This window comes from Salinicola avicenniae (assembly GCF_023736115.1).
In the GTDB taxonomy this organism is placed as follows: domain Bacteria; phylum Pseudomonadota; class Gammaproteobacteria; order Pseudomonadales; family Halomonadaceae; genus Salinicola; species Salinicola avicenniae.
Genome location: NZ_JAKQZC010000006.1, coordinates 104290 through 120804, shown reverse-complemented (window position 1 = coordinate 120804; position 16515 = coordinate 104290). Strand labels below are relative to the sequence as shown.

Sequence of the window (16515 nt, the reverse complement as noted above, 5' to 3'; positions counted from 1 at the left end):
GTCCCAGGTATCGATTCGGCGCGTTCCGGTGCGACTCAGCCCCAGTGTGTCAGGATGACCCCGCCGAGGATCAGGCCGCCGGCCAGAATACGCTCGCGCCGTAGCGGCTCCTTGAGCCAGACGATGCCGATGGCGATGGCGAACAGCACGCTGGTTTCGCGAAGCGCCGCGACCAGCGCGATCGGCGCCTGGGTCATGGCCCAGATGGTGATGCCGTAGGCACCGAGAGAGAGGGCACCCCCCACGAGCCCGATGGGCCAGTGGCGAGCCAGCTGCGATAGCGCGCCGACACCGCGCAGGGCGACCAGCACTGCAAGCATGCCGAAGCCGTCCAGCAGGAACAGCCATATCACGTAGCTGGCGACATCGCCGTTGGCCCGGGCGCCGCTGCCGTCGGCGAGGGTATAGCCGGCGATAAAGACCGAGGTGAGCAGGGCATTGACCAGCGAGGCACGCCCCAGCCGCTGATGCCGGCCACCGCGGAAGGCCATGCAGAAGATGCCGAGAATCAGTACGCCGATGCCCAGGTAGCCGAGCCAGGTCGGATGCTCGGCCAGGGCGAAGACACCGATCAGCGTCACCAGTAGTGGCGCGCAGCCCCGTGCAATGGGATAGACCTGACCGAGATCGCCAACGCGATAGGCGCGGACCAGAAAGACGTTGTAGCCGATGTGCAGCACCGTGGAGACTGCGAGCCATGGCCAGGCCGCGGCGACCGGTAAGGGCACGAACGCTACGCTGGCAAGCGCGAGCACGCCGCAGGCCCCTTGGATCAGCGACATGCTGAGTAGACGATCGAGTCCGACCTTGACCAGGGCATTCCAGCTAGCGTGCATCAGGGCGCCGGCGAGTACCGCGAGAAAGACGGGCGTGGTCACCGAATCTCCTTATCGGGCCCCGTTTTGAGCGCCCTTGTCGATAGTGTTTTATCGGATGACGTGGCGGCCGGGAAGCCGAGGGTCATCTTATTGTCATATCATCTTGCCGCAGGCCGGCGATGGCGTCGATCACGGATGAACGCGGCGAGGTCGCACGGTAGGATGAGCGTATCTTGCAGGATTCGCCGCTCGGTAGCGTCCAGGGAGGCGCGCAAAGAGGGATGAGGCTACCGTGGGGCGAGAGGCAGGCGTTTAAAGCCGCGGGTGGTCCATACAGCAGGGAGCAAAGATGAATCAGTCCGACAACGTGTACGCGTGGGACGCACTGACCAGCCCGGAACTGGCGGCACTGGGCGGGGACGCCACGGTAGCTGTGCTGCCACTGGCGGCGATCGAACAGCACGGCGCGCACCTCCCTCTCTCGACCGATCTGGATATCGGGGTTGGCCTGCTCGAGGTCGCCACCGGCCGGCTCACCGGCTCGGCGCCAGTGATCGTGCTGCCGCCGCTGGCGCTGGGGTCGAGTCTGGAGCACCGCGATTTTGCCGGTACGCTGAGCCTGGCACCGGAGGCGGCGATCGGCGTGATCGAGGCACTCGGCGAGGCGGTGGCAAGAGCCGGCATTCGTCGGCTAATACTCTTCAACAGCCACGGTGGCAACAAGGCGGTGATCGACCTGGCTGCGCTGAAGCTGCGCGCGACGCATGGCCTGCTGGTCGTCAAGGCCAATTACTTTCGCTTTGCGCCACCGATGGATGCCTTGCCGGCGGCCGAGCTGCGTCATGGCTTGCACGGCGGGGCACTGGAGACCGCAATGATGCTGCATCTCGCCCCAGCCAAAGTGCGCGTTGCCCGGCTGGCCAACGCGCCCTCGGAAGGCGCGCGGCGAGAGAGTGCCGGTTCGACACTGGGGCCGGAGGGTGATGCCGGCTATGCCTGGATGGCGCAGGATTTGAACGCCGGCGGCGTGACCGGCGACGCCACGCTAGCCAGTGCCCAGCTCGGGGCGCGGCTGGTAGACCATTTCGCACAGCGTCTGGCAGAGATCATCGACGAGACCGGGCGGTTCGACCTCGCCACGCTGCGCGACGCCGACGGCGCTTGAAACCGGCCGGCGTCGATTGGGCCGGCCGGGAAGAGGCGCCATTGATGGTCGGCGGTGATCGATATCAGCGAGCCAGCGGGCGCTGGAACGGCGTCACGTGCTCCTCCTCGTTTTCTCCCAGCACTTCCTCCAGCCAATGGCCCGCGCGTTTGGCCTTGGCATCCAGGTAGCGGCGGTTTTGCTGGGTGAGTTTGCCGTAAACGCCACGTCGATTGACCACCTCGACACCGCCCTGATCCATGGCGGCGATCTTTTCCGGGTTGTTGGTCAACAGCTCGATCCGTTTGATGTCGAGCTGCTGCAGCATCTCCAGCGCAACGCCGTAGGTGCGCTCATCGTTGCCGAAGCCGAGCACCTGATCGGCGTCCACGGTATCCAGCCCGCGGTCCTGCAGGGTGTAAGCTCGCAGCTTGTTGGCCAGGCCGATGCCGCGTCCTTCCTGGGCGAGATAGAGCAGCACGCCGCCACCGCGTTCGTCGATGGTCCGCACGCTCTCGCGTAGCTGTTCGCCGCAGTCGCAGCGCAGGCTGCCGAACAGGTCGCCGGTCAGGCAGGCGGAGTGCAGGCGCACCGGCACGGCTTCGTTCCACTGCTCGGGATCGCCGATGACGATGGCGATGTGTTCGCGCATGCCGTCGGCTTCACGAAACATCACGAATGTTGCCTGCTCGGCGTGAGAGAGCGGGATCTCCGCTTCGCTGGTGCGCCGCAGGAAGTGGGAGCGGGTCTCGGCATAGGCCTGGATCTGCTCGGCGAGCACCGCCAGGACCGAGCCCTCGGCGACCAGCGCTTCGATCTGCGCGCGATGGGCGTCATGGATGTCGGCGATCACGGCTGCCGGAATCAGCAGGCCGATGCGCATCAGGTCCAGCGCGGCGGTACAGCCTTCGCCGGCCGTATCCGGCCGTGTGTCTGGCGGCAGCCGGCTATCCTCGTCGCTGGCCCAGGCGATGACCTCCTCGGCGGTATCGGCAGCGTCCAATGGCAGACGCGCGGCTGGCGCTTCCACGTCGATGCCGAGACGGCCCAGCCGGTGGCTTGTCAGGGCCAGGGCGGGTTGGGTGCCGGCCAGCGCCTGAAGCGCGGCCATCGCCTCGTCATCGCAGCCCTCCAGCGGGTGCACCAGCACATCGCCCTGAGCCGCGCGTACGAGGACCGGCAGTCCCCGGCGCAGATCGAAAATCGCACGTTCTACCTGTCGCATGCTCATCTCCTTTCTTTTCATCCGTGATTCGTGTGACGTCCGTGATCGATACGGTCCGTGATCGCGCTATTGTCGGGTCGACCTCGGCTGCCCGGCCGAGAGCGAGTGGCGGTCACGATTCTCGTGTCTCCGCTGTCGTGACGGCCGATGGCTCGGCGGCGCGTCTGCGTCCGGCGATGATCTTTTGCTACGCTGTGAGCTCCCCCGACCAGAGATCGACGATGCGTATCTCCTCTGCTTCTTCTCCGCTCGATCCCGCGCAGGCGTGGTCCTGGATTCGCCAGATCGCGAAAGCGGCGCGCGATGGCGAGTTCGAGGGCACGTTTTACGAGGGCGGCCGGCGGCTCGAGGTCGACCCCGACGGCCAATGGCGCTGCAGCGTGACCGTCGATGCCGAGGCCGCGCAGCTCTTCTCTATCTGGCTGCCGTGGAGCGTCGCCGACACCGTGCGGGCCCCGCGGGTCATCGCGCAGATCGGTCAGAGTCTGGATGGCCGTATTGCGACCGCAAGCGGCGCCTCGCACTACGTCACCGGGGCCGCGAGTCTGGTGCATCTGCATCGGCTGCGGGCGCTGGTGGACGCGGTGGTCGTCGGCGCGGGCACGGTCGAGGCGGATGATCCCCAGTTGACGGTGCGTCACGTCGAGGGGGACAACCCGCTGCGCGTGGTGCTCGACCCGCGAGGTCGCGTGAATCCGCAGCGCGGCGTCTTTCACCGGGCAGATGCGCCGGCCTGGCATCTGATCGCTCACGGTTCGTCGGTCGCGACGGCCACTGCCGAACATGTGCGTGTCGTCTCCCTGGAAGGCGGTGAACAGGGTATCGAGCCTGCCGCGATTATCGCGGCACTGGCCGAGGCCGGGCATCGTCGCATTCTGGTCGAGGGCGGCGGGTTGACCATTTCGCGCTTCCTGGAAGCGGGTTGCCTGGACCGGTTGCATAGCGTCGTCGCGCCGATGCTGATCGGTTCCGGGCGCCCGGCGATCACGCTGCCCGAGATCGATACGCTGGCGCAGGCGTTGCGCCCCGCCTGCCGGCACTTCTCGCTGGGCAGCGATGTGCTGTTCGATCTTGACTTGCGCCAGCGCGCGGATGAAATGGGCACCGCCTGAAAGACTCCTGTCGCCGCCTGGCGTCTCGTTGATCATCACTATCGGCGTCATCCGGTCTCCCCCTCGAGTGATGCCCGCGTGGCGAGACCTTCCACGGCTGGGCTCGGCGTCGCGACAGGGTGCGCATTGCCTGTTGCATGCGCCGATGAACGGCGCCCTAGCGCGAATATCACTAGCCCCGGCAGGCTGCCCAGTAGAATCAGCACGCCATAGGTGATCGAGAGCGTGACACCCTCCTGCGCGGGCCAGCCGACCAGTGGCCATAGCAGGGCGGCGGCGCCTTCGCGCAGCCCCCAGCCGGCGATGCTCAGCGGAATGGCCATTGCCATCAGCAGGGGCGGGATCAGTGGCAGCAGGTCAACTAGCGGTCGGGAGAGATCCAGGGCGCGGGCTGCGCAGAGAAAGACGGCGACGTAGGTGGCGACGACCAGCAGCGAACTTGATAGCTGACGCAGCCAGTTGCCCCGATCGAACAGGGCGCGACGGGCGTCGCCGAGCACGCGCAGGCTTCCACGACGATGTCGCCACCGATATCCGAGCGCCACCACCACGAGTGAGCCGGCGACGAGCCACGCCCAGAAAACGCCGGACAGCGGCGCTGCGGCCTCCGCGATACCGCTGCGCAGGGTGGGCGAGGCCAACAGCGTGACAAGGGCCACGCCAATCAGTGCCAACTGCCCCGAAGCGCGTTCGATGATGACCGCGCGTACGGCGGTGCCACGGGAGATTCGTTCGTTCTTGCCGTGCGTATTGTCGCATTCTGTGTCGCGTGTGATGTCGCTTATTGCCTCGCGTCGTCCATCGCCAAGGTCGTTGCCAAGGTCATTGCGAAGATCGTCGCGAAGGCCGGCACGGGTGCGATTGCCGTGGCGCCAGGCCCGGGTGGCATCGCCCAGGACGCCACCAGGCAGAATCTGGTTGAGAAAGGTCGCGAGATAGTACTCGGCAATCGCCGTACGCCAGGGCAGGGCAAGCCCGACGGCTTGCGTGGTCAGGCGCCAGCGCCAAGCCGACAGCACGACCTGAGGGAGCGCGATCCCCAGCGCCAGTAGCACCCAGACGGGCTCGAGAGTGGCGAGCTGGCGCAGCAGTTCAGTGGTGTCCAGCCGCCAGGCGAGCACACCGAACAGGCCGAGCGTGATACCCAGCCGCAGCCCCGACGCCAGATGACGCTTCACCGAGGCGGCTCCGGTATGGCGAGAAGATCGCGATGGCCGACGGTCAGACTCAGTTGACCGCGCATGAGCTCACCGAGACGCTGCTCGTGCCAGCGATCGATGCGTGCCACCTGTGTCGGTACCTGCTCGTGAAGCGCGTTGCGCCAGCCGGCCATCAGGGCTTCGGCCAGCGGCAGCGATTCGGGGCCCAGCCGCCAGGGGGTGATCGCCTCGCGTATCCGAAATCCGTGACGATGGAAGTTTTCACGCAGCACGGCCGGCGCACGTGTGCCAAGCGCCGGGCCGCTGCCCTTGTCGCACTGCTGGTGGTCCGCCAACGCGTGAAAGGCGAACTGGTCGTCATCGCTCGTGACAGGGCGGCCACCGGCGTCATCAAAGCGGATATGACCGTCGACGCTCAGGGCGAAGAGGGCCGCACAGCCGGCGCGCTGGCAGGCCTTGGCGAGGTGCTCGATATCGGCTGCCGTCAGCAGGTCGAAGAGCGCCGAAGCCGTGACCAGGTCCGCCTCCGGCCATCCCCGATTCCAGGCCTCGGCAAGCGTGGACTGCCGCGTCTCGAGATGAATCGGCTGGCCGTCGGCGCTTGCCACGCATTCGCAGCGCAGCCGTGCCTGGGCCAGCAGGTCGGCATCGTGATCGATCAGTCGCCAATGCTGTGCGCCGGCAAGACGGGGGGCCAGATAGCGCAAGTTGGAACCGCTGCCGCTGCCCAGATCGACGACTTGCCCCGTGTGCGCGAAAGGTCCGGCATCGCGGTGGCGCTGGGCTAGCCAGCGATCCGCGGCATGGGTGAGCTGGGCATCCCGCGCGCGATGGTCGGCGGGCTCACGCAGGCTGAGCCACGGGTCGCTGAAGACGGCGTGCGGTGAGCGGTCAGCGTGCGTCATGCGGGCTCCCCCTCCTCGGCGGGGGCCCGATGCAGGGCGTTGGCAAAGGCGCGACCGGCCGCGTGCCAGTCATTGAGCGCGTCGCGCACCCGAAGCGCGCCATCGCGATAGCGCTGGCGAGTGGCCGGTTCGCTCAACATCCGCCGTAAGGCGTCGCGTAGCGCCTCGACATCGCCTGGCGGCACCTTGAGCCCGGCGCTGTCCGGCAGGGTGTGCGCCAGCGCGCCGCCGGTGGTGGTCACGACCGGCAGGGCATGGGCCAGTGCCTCGGTGATGACCATGCCATAACCCTCGTAATGGGAGGGCAGCACGAAGAGATCGGCCTGGCGATAGTGCGACGAGAGCTGCGCGGTAGGCTGCGAGCCGAGCAACCGGATCCGCGATTGCAAGCCGTGATGGGCGATACGCTCGCGAACCCGAGAAACGAACGCGTCGGCACGATCGAGCGCCCCGATCAGCTCGCACTGCCAGGGCAGATCGACAAGACCGCTCAGCGCATCGACCAGTATGTCCTGTCCCTTGCGCGGCGTGACCGTCGCGATGCAGAGCAGACGCGGTATGCCGCTGCCATCGCCGGTGGCCGGCTCGCCAATATCGACGCCCGGTTCGATCACGGCCAGCCTGTGGGCGGGGACCTGAAAGTCGGCGAGACGGCGCGCGGTATAGACACTGGTGACGATGACGCGCTCGACCGCAGCCAGCGCCCGCGTCTCGCTGATACGAAAACGTTGCTGCTCGGATTCGCCGAGCCCGGTTTCATCGGCCAGCGGGTGATGGACCAGCGCGGTGATCGACAGGCGCGAGGCGTGGCGCTCGATGATGGCCGGCAGTCCGCCCATGGCCAGCCCGTCGATGACCGCACGGCTGCCATCCGGCAGCGCGGTCAGGGCGCTATCGAGCGCGTGAGAGGCAACCGCATCCGGTTCGGGAAAGCGACCGTCGAGGCCGACGACGTCGACCGTCCATCCCTGTTCGCGCAGCGCCTCGGTGATGTGTGCATCGTAGACGTAGCCGCCGGTGAGCTGGCCCGGGTCGCCGGCAACGATCAGTGTGACCTCGCTCATAGCCCGCCCTCGTAGCTTGCCCAGGCGATATGCGATTCGTGCAGGGTGACACCCAGCGCGGTCAGATGGCGTCCGCCTTCACCCAGCGCGCCCTCGCGAATGGCGTGCGACAGGCGCTCGAAAACCACCCAGGCCATGAACTCGGTCGTGGTATTGCGGCCTTTGAACTCGGCGATCTCGTCGAGATTGTTGAGTGTGAACTCGCTCAATACCTGCTTGAGCGTCTCGCCGGCCAGGCCGATATCCACGACGAGGTCGTCCTGGTCCAGCTCCGGACGCTTGAAGGTCACGTCGACGACATAGGTGGCGCCGTGCAGCTTCTGGGCCGGGCCGAAGGTCTCGCTGTTGAAACTGTGGGCGATCATCATGTGATCGCGGACGGTCAGGCTGAACATTCCCTGTCTCCTTGCGGTGTAGGCGGCGCGTCGGTCGCCAGGGGGTGCTGTCTCGTACCTTGGCGCGATCGCATTCGCCCCCGAGGCACGGTCGCTATCGTCTGTTTATCTTGCCGGTCTCTACTCGCATCTACGCTCGCTCAGGCGTAGCAGATGCGCTGGCAGAGAGTATTGTCGTCGCGCTGGCTCAGCCGTTGTAGCGTGGCCGGCAGATCGCGAAAGTGGCTCTCGCCGCTGATCAAGACATCCAGACGGTCGTCGTTCAGCAACGACAGGGCCAGCGATAGCCGACGCCGATGATCCCAGCGTGGACGATGGCCGGGCGAGACGCTGCCGACCTGGCTCGAGCGCAGCGTCAGGCGTCGTGCGTGGAAGGCTTCGCCCAGTGGCAGATTGACCTCGCGGCTGCCATACCAGCTCATCTCGAGCACGGTGGCTTCGAAACCGGCCAGCGACAGTGCCGTCTGCAGGCCGGCATCGGAGGCGCTGGCATGAATCACCAGATCCTGCTCGCTGGCGGCGTTGTCGGGGGTACGGAATTCGACGCCCAGCGCCTCGCCAAGAAAGCGCTTGCGTTCGTCGATGTCGATCAGCTGGACGCGAGCGCCGGGCAAGCGCGCGCAGAGCCAGGCGACGAGGGCGCCAACCACGCCGGCTCCGACGATGCTGATGCGGTCGCCGACGCCGGGAGCGGCGTCCCACATCGCGTTGAGCGCGGTTTCCATGTTGGCGGCAAGCACGGCGCGTTCCGGCGGTACATCGGTGGGCAATGGCACGACATCGTCGACGGCCGCACGGTAGTGCGTCTGGTGCGGGTAGAGACAGTAGACGTGGCGTCCATGCCAGTCATGGGCGCCCTGTTCGACAACCCCGACGTTGGAATAGCCGTACTTTACCGGTCCGGGGAAATCGCCACTCTGAAATGGTGCCCGCATGCGCTGAAACTCGCTGGCTGGTACCTGGCCGTTGAATACGAGCGTCTCGCTGCCGCGACTGACGGCGCTGTAGCAGGTGCGTACCATCAGCTCGCCGCTGTCGCCGAGGTCTGCCTGGCGAATTTCGCCGCTGCCGTCGCCGAGCGACCAGAAGGCGTGAGCATAGGGACCTGTCATGAACGGAACCTTCCCTGTTGGTTTGGACCTCGTTGGCGGCCCTGATCACGTAGTAAAGCAGTATGGCAGAGCTGACAGTTTTAGCGTTATGCAAAAGCTGTACGAATTGGTATTTGTTGTATCATTATTGGGTTCGACGCATCGGGGGTAGGACGTCTGATGCCGAGTCGCACGTGCTGTCCGTCAGCAGCGGCGCGCCCCTCATAGCGACGTTCTTCGTGGTTTGGCGTCTCACGTGACGGTGAGCAGGCATCGCCAAAAGGTGACTCGCGATCCTGCGCGTTTGCATCCAATATTGTACGCAGCGCGTAGATCCCGTCAGTCAGGGAGGCCAATGATGCGAGATTCGACAGTGAAGATCTGGGAGCCTGGCCATCGCGCCGGAATCCGGCGTCGCGGCTGGGGAGAGCTGGCGGCGGGACTGGTGTTGGTCGCGGTGCTGGTTGAGTGGGTGCACTGGGCATTTTCGGCACCACAGGGTCTGCGCTTTACGGCGGGCGGAACCTATCTCGTGATCGCCACGCTGTTCCTCTGGACCTGGCCGCCGGCGCGCAGCGGACTGGGCTGGGCCAACCGGGTCACGTTGCTGCGCGCGGTGTTGATTGCGGTGATCGCTGGGCTGATCGCGTTTCCAGCCTTCATGCAGCGTCACAGCGAAGGGATCGCAGCACTGGCGTTGCTGGCGCTGTCATTGGATGGCATCGATGGCTGGGTCGCGCGACGCACGGGGTCGGCTTCGGCATTTGGTGCCCGCTTCGACATGGAGCTTGATGCCTTTTTCATTCTGGTGCTGAGCGCGGCGGTGGTAGCGCTCGACAAGGTCGGCAGCTGGGCGCTGTTGATCGGTCTGGCGCGCTATGCCTTTGTCGGTGCCGGTATCTATCTGCCGTGGCTGCATCGTGATCTACCACTCAGCTATTTCCGCAAGACGGTCTGTGTCTGGCAGGTGACGACGCTGCTGATCTGTTTGTTACCGATCGTGTCGGCCTCGCTGGCCTCGTCGCTTGCGGCGTTCTCCCTGCTGCTGCTGGTCGTCTCGTTCGGGCGGGACGTGCGTTGGCTCTGGCGGCGCCGTGCGGTGCCGCCCAGCCTCAACGCCTTCTAGGACCGGCGATCGCACCCCGGTCAGGTGTCAGTCGCGCCTAGGCTGGCGATGCCGATGCCTATCGTATGCGGCGAATTGGCTCTCTTTAGGCGCGATGTTCGCGCCTTCTGTTGTCGTTCGCGGGCTCGCCTACGCGCGGGGATGCCAGTACGATCAGCCTGTCTTTCCCGATCCTTCAGGTCGTTACATGGCGCAGGCACCTTTCACGCTCGCGGGCGAGCGCATCGAACCGGGGACGCGACGTCAGGTCGACGTGCCCGTGGCCAAACTCTATACCCACGCACCGCTGCACATTCCCGTCGAAGTCGTTCATGGCCGCCAGCCTGGGCCGGTGCTGCTGGTCTGTGGTGCCATCCACGGCGACGAGCTCAACGGTGTGGAGATCGTGCGACGGCTGCTGCGTCTGCCGGTACTCTCGCGGCTGCGCGGTACGCTGATCGCGGTACCTGTGGTCAACGTATTCGGCTTCGTGCAGCAGTCGCGCTATCTGCCGGATCGCCGCGATCTCAATCGTTGCTTCCCCGGCAGCGAAAGCGGCTCGCTGGGTTCACGCATCGCGGCGCTGTTGCGTGAGGCGATGGTCGACCGGGCGACGCATATCATCGATTTGCATACCGGCGCGATTCATCGCACCAATCTGCCGCAGATCCGTTCGCAGCTACACGGTAACGCGGAAACGCGTGCCATGGCCGACGCCTTTGGCGTGCCGGTGATTCTCAATGCCGAGCTGCGCGAGGGCAGCCTGCGTGAATATGCGCAGAGTCGCGGCGTGCCGGTGCTGACTTACGAGGCGGGGGAGGCGTTGCGCTTCGACGAATGGGCGATCGCCCCCGGGGTGCGCGGTATTCGTCGGGTCATGCGCCTGATCGGCATGTTGCCGTCGGAAGGTCGGCGCCGTTCGCCGCCCGCGGCGGAGATCGCCAACGGCTCGAGCTGGGCGCGCGCGCCAATCGACGGCATTTTGCGGCCAAGGGTCAGGCTGGGCGCGCGCGTGGCGCGCGATGAAGTGCTCGGCGTGGTCGCCGACCCGTTCGGTAATGACGAAGCGCAGGTCGTGGCAAGCGCTGACGGTATCGTCATCGGCATGAGCAACCTACCGCTGGCCAACGAAGGCGAGGCGCTGTTTCATGTCGCGCGCTATCAGGAGATCGACGACGTCGAGAGCGCCGTGGAGGACTTTCAGTCGCGCTACGAGACGCCTGGCGCGAGCGGTTAGAGAAACACGGGGCGTGCGTCAGGCTCAGGCGCTTTCGGTCAGGCGCTGCTCGTCGACTTGGCCCAGTGCATCATCGAAGACGCCGATGCCGGCGCCGTCGCGATGGGCGTGCTCGGAGAGATGGCGGCGGAAACGTCGGCCGCCCGGGCAGCCCTGGAAAAGCCCCAGTAGATGGCGCGTGACATGGTTCAGCTTGCTGCCCTGTGCCAGCCGCTCGACAAGGTAAGGGCGGAACGCGCGCGCGGCCTCGTGGCGCGAGGCGACCGGTGCGGCCTCGCCATAGAGCAGCGGGTCGACGCCTGCCAGCAGCCACGGGTTCTGATAGGCTTCGCGACCCACCATCACGCTGTCGGCACCGTTCTCAAGGTGCTCGCGGCTCTCGGCCAGCGTCTTGATGCCGCCATTGATACCGATGTGCAGCGTGGGATACTGGGCTTTCAGTCGATAGACGCGCGGATAGTTGAGCGGCGGCACATCGCGGTTTTCCTTGGGCGACAGCCCCTGTAGCCATGCCTTTCGTGCGTGCACGACAAAGGTGTCGCAACCGGTTGCCGCGACCTGCTCGATAAAGCGCGCAAGATCGGCGTCTTCGTCCTGGTCATCGATGCCGATACGGCATTTCACGGTGACCGGAATCGACACCGTGCGACGCATGGCATCGATTGCCGAGGCGACTTTCTCCGGGTAGCCCATCAGGCAGGCGCCGATCAGGTTGTTCTGCACCCGATCGCTGGGGCAGCCGACGTTCAAATTGACTTCGTCGTAGCCCCACGCTTCGGCAATCGCCGCACACTCCGCCAACTCGCCGGGATCGCTGCCGCCCAGCTGCAATGCCAGCGGGTGCTCGATGGCGTCGTAGCCCAGGAAGCGCTCGCGCGGCGTACCGTGCAGGATCGCTCCGGTGGTCACCATCTCGGTATAAAGCAACGTGCGGCGCGTCAGGCAGCGCGCGAAAGCGCGATAGTCGCGTGTCGTCCACTCCATCATCGGGGCGACGGAGAAAGTCCTATCAAGCACAGGCCGCGTGATTGTAGGGTTTTCGCGGGTTGTGACGTTTTCGGTCATAGCCATAACTGGTAATATTTACAGTGCTTTTGCCGCGTTTTGCGAGTCGTGTTGTCACAAATCTGGCACCGCGCGGCATCCGGATTTGTCACATTTCGGGAGGGGCTGTGGCCACCATCGTAAAGCGGCGGAAGAAGGACGGCAGTTTCTCATACCTGGCCCGGATCCGCATCGCACGCCGAGGAAGCGGGGATTATACAGAGTCGCGGACGTTTCCGCGCAAGGCGATGGCCGAGGAGTGGGCCAAGCGCCGAGAACTCGAGCTTAGTGCGCCCGGTGGCGTGATCACGGCCCGGTGGCGAAACGTCACTCTTGGCGATGCTTTCGAGCGCTACCTCGAGGAGTTTGGGCAAGGTGCTGGGCGTTCGAAGCGTGCCACGATTGAGCAGCTTGGGCGGTTCCCTATTGCGAGAGTGATGATCACGGACCTCACCAGCGAGCAGGTCATCGATCACGCTCAGATGCGTCGCAATAGCGGGATCAAGCCCTCAACGATCAATCAGGATGTGGTGTGGATCGGCATCATCCTGAAAACGGCCGCCGCAGCCTGGAAAATGCCCGTCGATCTGAATGAGTTCGAGTCAGCGAAATTGCTCTTGCGGGGCAAAGGCCTCATCGCCAAGGCAGGGGAGAGGGATCGCCGTCCATCCGAAGGTGAGATAAGCCGATTGCGAGCTTTCTTCCAGCGTTCCCAACGCATCCGGCCTTCGGCGATCCTTCCAATGGAAGACATCATGGACTTCGCGATCGTATCAGCCAGACGCCAGGCCGAGATCGTGCGACTGCGTTGGAGCGACCTGGATGAGGGATCAATGACCTGCATCGTCAGAGATGCGAAGCACCCGCGGCAGAAACTGGGCAATCACAAGCGGTTTAAGCTCACCCATGCCGCCATGGAAATTATCGAACGGCAGCCGCGGCAATCTGGCATTGATGAGATATTCCCGTACAACGGCAAGTCGATAGGAACCCGGTGGCGGGGCGCTTGCGTCGCCAGTGGGATCGAAGATCTTCGGTTTCATGATCTTCGGCACGAAGCGACGTCGCGGTTATTCGAGGTGGGCTATGAGATCGTTGAGGTGCAGCAATTCACGCTACACGAGAGCTGGGATGTCTTGAAAAGATACACCCACTTACGGCCAGAGAAGCTTCAATTGAAGTGATTGCATAGTTGTAACGATGGAAGTCGTAAAAAGTACAAAATAATCATGATGATGGGCAGAAGCATCAAGGCTCTAAAGGGGTATGCTTTTCTGTTTTTTTCCATCTCTTCTCGGCCATATTCCGTTGTAAGCATGGCGTAAGGCAGGTAGTTAGTAACTGCCGCTAGAGCATAAAAAATGGCGCCGCCCCCAATGATCCAGGGAGAATTTCCAAAAAGGCCAGATATCCCACTTTCTACCAGCGACGCGACGCAAAGTGCCGAAATAATAGCGCCAATAAACAAAGAGCCAATATCAGAGGAAATTTTTATCGTCGATGCCGCTGCTCGCTTAAGTAGCTTAATTTTCGGTGCGACATCATGTAGGCAGAGAAAAAACAAGCCGCAGAAGGTTAGAAGTAACCATAATTCCGGTGATAGAACCCCCAGCACCGCCTGGCATGCTAGCTGCGTCTTAGTCACTTCGTATAGCAGCATCGTCAAGCTTCCCAGGAAAATTCCAATGCCCATGCTTTTGTGCATCGCCCAGTATTTCTCCCTAGTCTCTCCAGGGGAATTAGGTCCCGAAAACACTTCTTTCAATTTCTCTCTGCCCCTCATTTGCGAATCTCTTTTAGGGCATTAATGTCGGCTTCTGCTTCGATAACATGCATCCGGCGGTGGCAGTTGGGGCAGAGCGCGACGGTATTGTCGATTGAGTCTTTGCCACCCCGTGACAGCCATTCGATGTGATGGCACTCCAGGTAGGGCTCTCCACCTTGAGTTTGGAATGGCGCGGGGGCCTGGCAGAGCTCACATGATCCCGCAGCGCGGCGCTTGGCATAGGCGGCGACATACGGTGAGCGTCCGCGCTGGGCGGTGAGCACACTGCGGACACTCACCTCTGCCGGCGATTGCCACGCTCTCTCCTGTAGCTTCTCATCCGAGAGCCTGCGAGCCTGGCGTTCTTGCTTGCGGTAGGCTTCATCCGCCGCCTCCGGGTCCAGCGGTGCTGCCATTGAGCTTTTCAGTTGCAACGGGAATAGCCAGGCCAGGCGGAGGTTACCTTCAGCGTCAGGTTGTTGGGCCTGGTAGGCCGGAGCAATACGTTCGACTTCCCCGACGTAGGTGTATTCACGCTTCCTGAACACCTCGAAAAGGTGGACCGCAACACCGTTCGCTGGGCTTTCATTGAGCGTCCGGTTCTGGGCCGCATTGAGCTCCATTTCACCGGTTTGGCCCATCCCGGTGTAGTGGATGATGTCCCCCTCCCAGCGATCGTCGTAGATCGATTCAATGTGATTCGTCACCACGACCAATGTATTGGTGCGTTTTGAACGCCTCATCCCGCCCTGAGGGCTGCATCCGAAAATCTCACATAGCTGGGCGTTGTTGAGAATCGTGCCTGGTTGAAGCGTCTCGATGCTATCCATGAGATTTGATAAGAGCCTTTGCGATGGGAATGTCTGCGGGTGCGAGCTTGAAGGTCATCAGGTCCTCTATCGGGACCCACTCTGCCAGGTCATGAACTGTGAGGGTGAGTGGCTGACAGTCAGCTTGAGCAATGATGCCAACGAGATTGATCGATCCCCCATCGTAGTCGTATCGGCTTTCCATGAAGACTTCTTTAGCGATGCAAGAAAGCGAGAGCTCTTCAAGTAGCTCTCGCTCTAGGCATTCCTGGATGGTTTCGCCGGCTTCCTGTTTGCCTCCTGGGAACTCCCAGTAGCCGGCGAGATTCTGCCCGGGGGAGCGTCTTGTCAGGAGTATGGTTCCCTCATCCAAGATCAGCCCTGCAGCGACATTTTTCATAGTGGCGCCCAGTATCGATTTGTTGAGTAGCCTAACCTGACGCCACATCGCTGATCATCAATGATTTACTTTCTGCCACATCGCGGACGCTTCAGCTCGCCGCTTGTCCAGATAGCTGGCCAGGTCTGCGGCGCTGATCAGCCAAGGCGATTTCTGGGAGTCCAGCGCACGATAGGCGGGCACGGGCAGCCCTTGCGCCAACGCGCGGGCGTTTGCCGTCTTGGCACTGATACCGAAATACCGGGGCGCCACTTCCTCCAGGAGGAGTTCAGCACGGCCGTCGAATTCGGCCAGCAGTCCGAAGTAGGTATTCATGATTTTTGTCTCGCTCTCCAACGGTTGAAGCGGTTCTGGATCAGCCGGAAGGTGGTACCGGCCTGCTGGTTTGTATCGAGCTCCGATCGGCTGCGGACTTGGCACGCTTTCCGGATCCACTCACTGGCGTCCTGATCGGTATGGGTACCATCTGGGACGTCTGCGCCGAACTTGGCCCGGGCGCGGCGGTCGAGATAGAGCCGGAACGCCGGATCGCGGCACAGGATGCCCGCAGCTCGGGCGTGATGATTGCCGGCCATCGTTCAGGCCCTCAGTACTGATACCGACCCGGCAGCGCCGGGAGCGGTTCTGTGGTGGCCATATCGGCCGTCTCGGCGTGATTGATGGCATGGACCTCAATCACATCGATGCGGGGCAGGATTCTGGCTGTCAGGCCGACGCCTGCCTGAAATGCCACGCCGAGTGCCAATGCGAAGATCAGCAAAGCGGCGACGTGAGACAGCCGTTTGATGCGTTCACCGGACATGGCGCCCCCTGGCTTCACGAATCGACTGGCACTCGATGCAGGTCGTTGCCCACGGAGCGGCGGCGCGCCGGGCGGCGGGGATCTCGTTGCCGCATTCCTCGCACTCGGAGTCGGTGGCGATATCCGCCGGCAGATGATGGCGGGCGAGTGAGCTGGCCAGTTGCTGCTCGATCACGACGCCGGCGTTGTCTGCTGCATCAGCCATGGGCGGCACCCTCCGCGTTGAGCTCCTGGACTCGCTGACCATCCCGATAGGCGCAGCGGTGGTTGGTGACGGCTTGTCGTAATGCGTCCTCGCTGTCGAACGCGATCACCAGGGCATAGCGGTGCCGGGTGGGGCCGCTGGCGTCACTCAAGACGGCCAGCTCGCCGGCTTCCTGCAGCGTGCCGCGTGGCACGGCTCGGGCTTGGGTTTCCATCGTTTCCTCCTTTAGCGCCT

General features: G+C 63.8%; 20 protein-coding genes. 5 read left to right on the top strand and 15 right to left on the bottom strand.

All coding sequences use genetic code 11. From position 1 onward, the window contains the following. Positions 1 to 35: 35 nt before the first annotated feature. Complete coding sequence (locus MC381_RS15240; protein WP_251978612.1) at positions 36 to 878, bottom strand: EamA family transporter; 843 nt, start codon at positions 876 to 878, stop codon at positions 36 to 38. A 289-nt stretch (positions 879 to 1167) separates the two neighbouring features. Between MC381_RS15240 and MC381_RS15235 the strand changes: the two genes are divergently transcribed. Continuing rightward, positions 1168 to 1983, top strand: coding sequence for a creatininase family protein (locus MC381_RS15235; RefSeq protein WP_251978611.1), 816 nt, complete (start codon positions 1168 to 1170; stop codon positions 1981 to 1983). Positions 1984 to 2047: 64 nt separating this feature from the next. Here the strand turns inward: MC381_RS15235 and ribA are convergent, their stop codons facing one another. Further along, positions 2048 to 3187 (bottom strand): GTP cyclohydrolase II RibA, encoded by a 1140-nt coding sequence (gene ribA, locus MC381_RS15230; RefSeq protein WP_251978610.1) that lies wholly within the window; start codon positions 3185 to 3187, stop codon positions 2048 to 2050. A gap of 221 nt (positions 3188 to 3408) precedes the next feature. Here ribA and MC381_RS15225 point away from each other — a divergent pair, with 221 nt between their 5' ends. Next, positions 3409 to 4299, top strand: a complete 891-nt coding sequence (locus MC381_RS15225) for a RibD family protein (protein ID WP_251978609.1) — start codon at positions 3409 to 3411, stop codon at positions 4297 to 4299. Positions 4300 to 4346: 47 nt separating this feature from the next. Here the strand turns inward: MC381_RS15225 and MC381_RS15220 are convergent, their stop codons facing one another. The 5 genes from MC381_RS15220 to MC381_RS15200 form a co-directional block, all read right to left on the bottom strand. After that, entirely contained in the window at positions 4347 to 5477 is a 1131-nt protein-coding gene (locus tag MC381_RS15220) for a lysylphosphatidylglycerol synthase transmembrane domain-containing protein (RefSeq protein ID WP_251978608.1), read from the bottom strand. Next, the gene (locus MC381_RS15215) at positions 5474 to 6364 is read right to left on the bottom strand and encodes a class I SAM-dependent methyltransferase (RefSeq protein ID WP_251978607.1); all 891 of its coding nucleotides are present in this window, start codon (positions 6362 to 6364) and stop codon (positions 5474 to 5476) included. The genes MC381_RS15220 and MC381_RS15215 overlap by 4 nt, the downstream gene beginning before the upstream one ends. After that, positions 6361 to 7428: a glycosyltransferase family 4 protein gene (locus tag MC381_RS15210; RefSeq protein ID WP_251978606.1), complete on the bottom strand. Its 1068-nt coding sequence runs from the start codon at positions 7426 to 7428 to the stop codon at positions 6361 to 6363. Before MC381_RS15210 ends, MC381_RS15215 begins: the two co-directional genes overlap by 4 nt. Continuing rightward, positions 7425 to 7823, bottom strand: a complete 399-nt coding sequence (locus MC381_RS15205) for a 6-pyruvoyl trahydropterin synthase family protein (RefSeq protein WP_251978605.1) — start codon at positions 7821 to 7823, stop codon at positions 7425 to 7427. The genes MC381_RS15210 and MC381_RS15205 overlap by 4 nt, the downstream gene beginning before the upstream one ends. A gap of 140 nt (positions 7824 to 7963) precedes the next feature. Next, positions 7964 to 8935, bottom strand: coding sequence for a zinc-dependent alcohol dehydrogenase (locus MC381_RS15200; RefSeq protein ID WP_251978604.1), 972 nt, complete (start codon positions 8933 to 8935; stop codon positions 7964 to 7966). A gap of 337 nt (positions 8936 to 9272) precedes the next feature. Here MC381_RS15200 and MC381_RS15195 point away from each other — a divergent pair, with 337 nt between their 5' ends. Together MC381_RS15195 and MC381_RS15190 are read left to right on the top strand one after the other, a co-directional pair. Continuing rightward, positions 9273 to 10040, top strand: a complete 768-nt coding sequence (locus MC381_RS15195; protein ID WP_251978603.1) for a CDP-alcohol phosphatidyltransferase family protein — start codon at positions 9273 to 9275, stop codon at positions 10038 to 10040. A 187-nt stretch (positions 10041 to 10227) separates the two neighbouring features. After that, the gene (locus MC381_RS15190; protein ID WP_251978602.1) at positions 10228 to 11256 is read left to right on the top strand and encodes a succinylglutamate desuccinylase/aspartoacylase family protein; all 1029 of its coding nucleotides are present in this window, start codon (positions 10228 to 10230) and stop codon (positions 11254 to 11256) included. Between the two features lie 24 nt (positions 11257 to 11280). On the opposite strand, the gene dusA is transcribed toward MC381_RS15190, so the two are convergent. Beyond that, positions 11281 to 12321: a tRNA dihydrouridine(20/20a) synthase DusA gene (gene dusA / locus MC381_RS15185; RefSeq protein WP_374708184.1), complete on the bottom strand. Its 1041-nt coding sequence runs from the start codon at positions 12319 to 12321 to the stop codon at positions 11281 to 11283. A 107-nt stretch (positions 12322 to 12428) separates the two neighbouring features. Here dusA and MC381_RS18375 point away from each other — a divergent pair, with 107 nt between their 5' ends. Continuing rightward, a complete protein-coding gene (locus MC381_RS18375; protein WP_251978600.1) occupies positions 12429 to 13484 on the top strand; it encodes a tyrosine-type recombinase/integrase in 1056 nt (351 codons plus the stop codon). Here MC381_RS18375 and MC381_RS15175 read toward each other — a convergent pair. The 7 genes from MC381_RS15175 to MC381_RS15145 all read right to left on the bottom strand — a co-directional run bounded on the left by MC381_RS15175 (position 13472) and on the right by MC381_RS15145 (position 16495). After that, entirely contained in the window at positions 13472 to 14065 is a 594-nt protein-coding gene (locus MC381_RS15175; protein ID WP_251978599.1) for a hypothetical protein, read from the bottom strand. The genes MC381_RS18375 and MC381_RS15175 overlap by 13 nt on opposite strands. Before the next feature lie 14 nt (positions 14066 to 14079). Then, positions 14080 to 14895 (bottom strand): HNH endonuclease, encoded by an 816-nt coding sequence (locus tag MC381_RS15170; protein ID WP_251978598.1) that lies wholly within the window; start codon positions 14893 to 14895, stop codon positions 14080 to 14082. Continuing rightward, positions 14888 to 15322, bottom strand: coding sequence for a (deoxy)nucleoside triphosphate pyrophosphohydrolase (locus MC381_RS15165; RefSeq protein ID WP_251978597.1), 435 nt, complete (start codon positions 15320 to 15322; stop codon positions 14888 to 14890). Before MC381_RS15165 ends, MC381_RS15170 begins: the two co-directional genes overlap by 8 nt. Before the next feature lie 9 nt (positions 15323 to 15331). Beyond that, a complete protein-coding gene (locus tag MC381_RS15160; protein WP_251978596.1) occupies positions 15332 to 15589 on the bottom strand; it encodes a pyocin activator PrtN family protein in 258 nt (85 codons plus the stop codon). Positions 15590 to 15860: 271 nt separating this feature from the next. Next, positions 15861 to 16076 carry a hypothetical protein gene (locus MC381_RS15155; RefSeq protein ID WP_251978595.1) on the bottom strand — a complete coding sequence of 72 codons (216 nt, stop codon included), beginning with the start codon at positions 16074 to 16076 and terminating at the stop codon, positions 15861 to 15863. Beyond that, positions 16066 to 16281, bottom strand: a complete 216-nt coding sequence (locus tag MC381_RS15150; RefSeq protein WP_251978594.1) for a TraR/DksA C4-type zinc finger protein — start codon at positions 16279 to 16281, stop codon at positions 16066 to 16068. Before MC381_RS15150 ends, MC381_RS15155 begins: the two co-directional genes overlap by 11 nt. After that, on the bottom strand, positions 16274 to 16495 hold the full coding sequence (locus MC381_RS15145; RefSeq protein WP_251978593.1) for a hypothetical protein: 222 nt from the start codon (positions 16493 to 16495) through the stop codon (positions 16274 to 16276). Before MC381_RS15145 ends, MC381_RS15150 begins: the two co-directional genes overlap by 8 nt. Positions 16496 to 16515: the final 20 nt, after the last annotated feature.

What these genes read in the sequence shown, in the direction of transcription:
- MC381_RS15235 (WP_251978611.1), top strand. Translation starts at nt 1,168, where the DNA reads ATGAATCAGTCCGACAACGTGTACGCGTGGGACGCACTGACCAGCCCG.
- ribA (WP_251978610.1), bottom strand. Translation starts at nt 3,187, where the DNA reads ATGCGACAGGTAGAACGTGCGATTTTCGATCTGCGCCGGGGACTGCCG.
- MC381_RS15225 (WP_251978609.1), top strand. Translation starts at nt 3,409, where the DNA reads ATGCGTATCTCCTCTGCTTCTTCTCCGCTCGATCCCGCGCAGGCGTGG.
- MC381_RS15215 (WP_251978607.1), bottom strand. Translation starts at nt 6,364, where the DNA reads ATGACGCACGCTGACCGCTCACCGCACGCCGTCTTCAGCGACCCGTGG.
- MC381_RS15210 (WP_251978606.1), bottom strand. Translation starts at nt 7,428, where the DNA reads ATGAGCGAGGTCACACTGATCGTTGCCGGCGACCCGGGCCAGCTCACC.
- MC381_RS15205 (WP_251978605.1), bottom strand. Translation starts at nt 7,823, where the DNA reads ATGTTCAGCCTGACCGTCCGCGATCACATGATGATCGCCCACAGTTTC.
- MC381_RS15200 (WP_251978604.1), bottom strand. Translation starts at nt 8,935, where the DNA reads ATGACAGGTCCCTATGCTCACGCCTTCTGGTCGCTCGGCGACGGCAGC.
- MC381_RS15195 (WP_251978603.1), top strand. Translation starts at nt 9,273, where the DNA reads ATGCGAGATTCGACAGTGAAGATCTGGGAGCCTGGCCATCGCGCCGGA.
- MC381_RS15190 (WP_251978602.1), top strand. Translation starts at nt 10,228, where the DNA reads ATGGCGCAGGCACCTTTCACGCTCGCGGGCGAGCGCATCGAACCGGGG.
- dusA (WP_374708184.1), bottom strand. Translation starts at nt 12,321, where the DNA reads ATGACCGAAAACGTCACAACCCGCGAAAACCCTACAATCACGCGGCCT.
- MC381_RS15170 (WP_251978598.1), bottom strand. Translation starts at nt 14,895, where the DNA reads ATGGATAGCATCGAGACGCTTCAACCAGGCACGATTCTCAACAACGCC.
- MC381_RS15165 (WP_251978597.1), bottom strand. Translation starts at nt 15,322, where the DNA reads ATGTGGCGTCAGGTTAGGCTACTCAACAAATCGATACTGGGCGCCACT.
- MC381_RS15160 (WP_251978596.1), bottom strand. Translation starts at nt 15,589, where the DNA reads ATGAATACCTACTTCGGACTGCTGGCCGAATTCGACGGCCGTGCTGAA.
- MC381_RS15155 (WP_251978595.1), bottom strand. Translation starts at nt 16,076, where the DNA reads ATGTCCGGTGAACGCATCAAACGGCTGTCTCACGTCGCCGCTTTGCTG.
- MC381_RS15150 (WP_251978594.1), bottom strand. Translation starts at nt 16,281, where the DNA reads ATGGCTGATGCAGCAGACAACGCCGGCGTCGTGATCGAGCAGCAACTG.
- MC381_RS15145 (WP_251978593.1), bottom strand. Translation starts at nt 16,495, where the DNA reads ATGGAAACCCAAGCCCGAGCCGTGCCACGCGGCACGCTGCAGGAAGCC.